This window comes from Gordonia amicalis NBRC 100051 = JCM 11271 (assembly GCF_000332995.1).
Taxonomy (GTDB): Bacteria; Actinomycetota; Actinomycetes; order Mycobacteriales; family Mycobacteriaceae; genus Gordonia; species Gordonia amicalis.
Genome location: NZ_BANS01000011.1, coordinates 1 through 3581, shown reverse-complemented (window position 1 = coordinate 3581; position 3581 = coordinate 1). Strand labels below are relative to the sequence as shown.

General features: G+C 66.2%; 4 protein-coding genes and 1 pseudogene. 4 read left to right on the top strand and 1 reads right to left on the bottom strand.

Translation table 11 applies throughout. From position 1 onward, the window contains the following. The coding region (locus tag GOAMI_RS22495) for an IS481 family transposase (protein WP_006435424.1) at positions 1–371 on the bottom strand (371 nt) is incomplete at its 3' end. A gap of 61 nt (positions 372–432) precedes the next feature. Between GOAMI_RS22495 and GOAMI_RS05560 the strand changes: the two genes are divergently transcribed. The 4 genes and pseudogenes from GOAMI_RS05560 to GOAMI_RS05545 all read left to right on the top strand — a co-directional run bounded on the left by GOAMI_RS05560 (position 433) and on the right by GOAMI_RS05545 (position 3422). Then, positions 433–1095 carry a class I adenylate-forming enzyme family protein gene (locus GOAMI_RS05560; RefSeq protein WP_159406169.1) on the top strand — a complete coding sequence of 221 codons (663 nt, stop codon included), beginning with the start codon at positions 433–435 and terminating at the stop codon, positions 1093–1095. A gap of 112 nt (positions 1096–1207) precedes the next feature. Then, the gene (locus GOAMI_RS05555; RefSeq protein ID WP_051349605.1) at positions 1208–1702 is read left to right on the top strand and encodes a MarR family winged helix-turn-helix transcriptional regulator; all 495 of its coding nucleotides are present in this window, start codon (positions 1208–1210) and stop codon (positions 1700–1702) included. Positions 1703–1746: 44 nt separating this feature from the next. Then, positions 1747–2565 (top strand): annotated as a pseudogene (locus GOAMI_RS22310) (TIGR03620 family F420-dependent LLM class oxidoreductase); the annotation flags it as partial. After that, complete coding sequence (locus tag GOAMI_RS05545) at positions 2553–3422, top strand: tyrosine-protein phosphatase (protein WP_024498639.1); 870 nt, start codon at positions 2553–2555, stop codon at positions 3420–3422. The pseudogene GOAMI_RS22310 and the gene GOAMI_RS05545, both read left to right, overlap by 13 nt. Positions 3423–3581: the final 159 nt, after the last annotated feature.

The window sequence follows — 3581 nt, the reverse complement described above, 5'->3', positions numbered from 1 at the left end:
AAGCCCGTGTTGTGGTCGAGATGCCGTAGCAGCGGCATCTGATACCGGCGTAACACCGCTCCGACGGTGCTGCAGGGCAGTTGGAGGTGGTAGGCGATGCGGTGTGGTCCCCAGCGGCGGGTGAAGCGCAGGTTGATGATTCGCCGTTCGCAGCGTGTGGGGGTCCGATTGGGGCTGCGGTGGGGTCGGCTGGATCGATCAGCCATCGCCGCGGGCCCGCCGTCCCGATAGCGGTCGGCCCATTTCTTGGCTGTGGTGGGCGAGCACTGGAACCGTTCGGCGGCTCGGCGGATCGACCAGCCCTCATCGATGAGCACCGAAGCGAGTTTCAGACGCCCCTTTGGGGTCAGTAAGGCATTAGCGTGGGACATGAGGACCTCTTGGTAGCGGCGTGTGTTGTGGTAACCACACCGATACCGGAGGTCCTCACCTATTCACTGGCGCCACACCGTCCACAACGTCCCTGGTCATTACAGCTACGGCGCCAGCGAGGTCGGCACCACCTGCATGATCAGCGCACAGGACTGGCTCGACCGCCCCGGCTCGGTGGGACGGGCGGTGCCTCCGTTCGAGGCCTACATCGCCGACGAGCACGGCAATCCCGCACCACCCGGTACCGAAGGGCCCCTGTGGTTCCGGGACACCTCGGGGCACGGGATCAGCTACACCTCCGGCGTGCGTAGCGGCAACGAGTTCACCCTCGGCGAGATCGGTCGCATGGATGCCGACGGTTACGTCTGGATCACCGACCGGTTGTCGGACATGGTGGTGTCGGGCGGAGTCAACATCTATCCGGCGGAGGTCGAGCAGGCGCTCTGCACCCTGCCCGAGGTTGCCGACGTCGCCTGCTTCGGGATTCCCGACGAGGCGATGGGCGAGCGGCTGGTCGCACTCATCGTGCCGGCCGACAGTGCGAAGCCGCCGGACCCCGCCGACATCGCGACCCGTGGTCGAGCCCTCCTGGCCGGTTACAAGATTCCCAAGGAAATCCATCTGACCGACTCCCTACCGCGCACAGCCGTGGGGAAGCTGGACAAGAAGGCGATGCGATCGCGTCACGCGGTGAAGGTCGACGCGGTGAAGGTCACACTGTAGGCGATCGGCGTTCCCCTACGGTGCATCCATAGAGTTATATACAATTGAGCAATCTCATTCTACAGGATCACCGCATATCGGTTGAGGGGAACACGTGGCACGCGCAAAGAGAATGCCTGACATCACCGATCCGGTCGATTGGGCCAAACACTACTGGGAGCAACAGGGACTCGACGGCGACGAGCAGCGCTTTCTCGCCATGACGTCCCTGTTGCGTTACCAGCGCATCGTCGCCGATTCCGTCGATTCCGAGCTCAAGGCCCACGGCCTGAACATGACCGACTATCTGCTGCTGATGACGTTGCAGCTGTCGGAGACCGGCACCCGCCTGATCTCGAGCCTGGCCCGCAACCTCCTCGTCCACGCGACCACGGCCACCCTGGCCACCGACCGCCTCGAGGCGCGTGACCTCCTCGAGCGCAGCCCCCATCCGACGGACCGGCGCGCGACCTGTGTCACGATCACCAAGGCGGGCCGCACGAAGGTCGACGAGGCCACCCGCGCCCTGACGGCCATCGACTTCGGGATGAAAGGCAGCACCATCCAGGACGTCGAACAGCTCCGTGCCGCACTGACCGCGATGCGCCACTCGGCCGGGGACGCCTGAAAACGACACCGGTAAAGCCATTAGTCTAGTACTAGAGTAATGGCATGTCTTCTGCGAGAGTCGGTTCCACCGGAGTATTCACCAGTCTCGGCCGCGCGCGGCGTAGCGGAGCGGCCGACACCGGGCGATGCGCCGAACGCGCGTCATTCCAGACGCTGTGGCTCGCCGACGTACGAGGGGACCTCTCCGCCCTCACCGAGATCACCGCGGCCACCACCGAGATCGTCACCGCCACCGCGGTATTGAGCATCTGGGACCTGGCGGCCGCCGACCTCGCCCGCACGTGGGACGACCCCACGAACCGGATGGTGTTGGGCGTCGGCGTCAGCCATCCGTCGATGGCGCCGCCAGGCAGTTACCGTAATCCGTTGTCCCTGCTCGAGAATTACCTTGACACTCTCGAGGCGAGTCGACCGCAGCCGATCCCGTGCATGATCGGCGCGAACGGTCCCAAGATGCTCGAGCTCGCCGGTCGACGCACCCACGGGGCGATCACCCAGCTCGTGACCCCCGAACGCACCGCCCGCCAGCGCGAATGGCTCGGATCGACCGCGACGCTGGCCACCGAGGTCAAGGTCGTCACCACCGGCGACGCGGCCGATCGCCGCCGTCTCGGACGGGCCAATCTCGGGAACTACCTGCACCTTCCGGGATACCAGAAGAATCTGCGAGCCATGGGATTCGACGACGGGGATTTCTCCGGCGGGGGCAGCGACCGGCTCGTCGACGCACTGGTCGCCGGCCCCGACCCGGACCAGATCAGGGAGCGGATGAGGCAGCAGCGCGACGCCGGCGCCGATCACCTGGCCCTGCACGTACTCAGCGATTCCAGCGATGCACCCCTGTCCCAGTGGACAGAACTCGCCGGCGTTCTCGCGGACGACCTCGACCCCCAGACGAAGGACGGTTCACACCGACGACGCACCAGGCAACTCCGACACCCGAAGCCGTCGCCGCACTCCCCCGGCTGCTCTCCGCCGACAACTTCCGCGACCTCGCGGGGACCGGCGACGGCTACGCCGCGGCCGGTGGCCGGTTACGGCGCGGGGTCCTGTTCCGTTCCAACCGCCTCGAACTCGACGCCGACGATCTGGCCACCATGGCCACGTTCGGCCTGACCGCCATCCACGATCTGCGCCAACCCAACGAGGTCGCCAGGCATCCGAACGTCGAGATCCGCGGCGCCCGGTGGCACCACCACCCGGTTCCCGGCATCCCCGAGTCCGAGGTCTCCTCGCTGATGACCGCGGCACAGACCTACCAGGCGATGCTGGTGAACTATCAGACCTTCGTGACGGACCCGGCCTGCCGGGCGGGCTTCGCCAGCCTGCTGCGGACGATCGCGCGTACCGACGGCCCCCAGCTGTTCCATTGCGCCGCCGGCAAAGACCGGACCGGCTGGGCCGCCGTACTCCTCCACCACATCGCCGGCGTCGACCGCGAGGTGATGCTGGAGGACTACCTGCTGACCGACACCTATGCGGTCACCAGCAGACAGGCCACCCTGGATTCGATCCTCGAGAACCTCGGCTCCGAACGTGTGCCCGCCTACGAGCCCGCCTTCTCCTGCGACAGCAGGTATCTCGATGTCGCGTACGAAGCGGCCGACGACTCCTACGGCGGTCTCGACGGTTACCTGACCCGCGGCCTCGAACTCGACGACGCCGACCTCGAGGCGATCCGCACCCGATTCGTGCACAGTTCGCCGGCCTCGGCCTGAGACCGGGGTATCGGGCCGGGAGTCGGGCACACATACCGACTCCCGGCCCGAGCTCAGGGGGACGGTGACCGTCCGGTCGCGAACTCCTGACAACTATATCTGAGAATCAGTTATTTATCACTAGACTTTTCGCTGCCTGCGCCGGTTGAGCCGGCACCG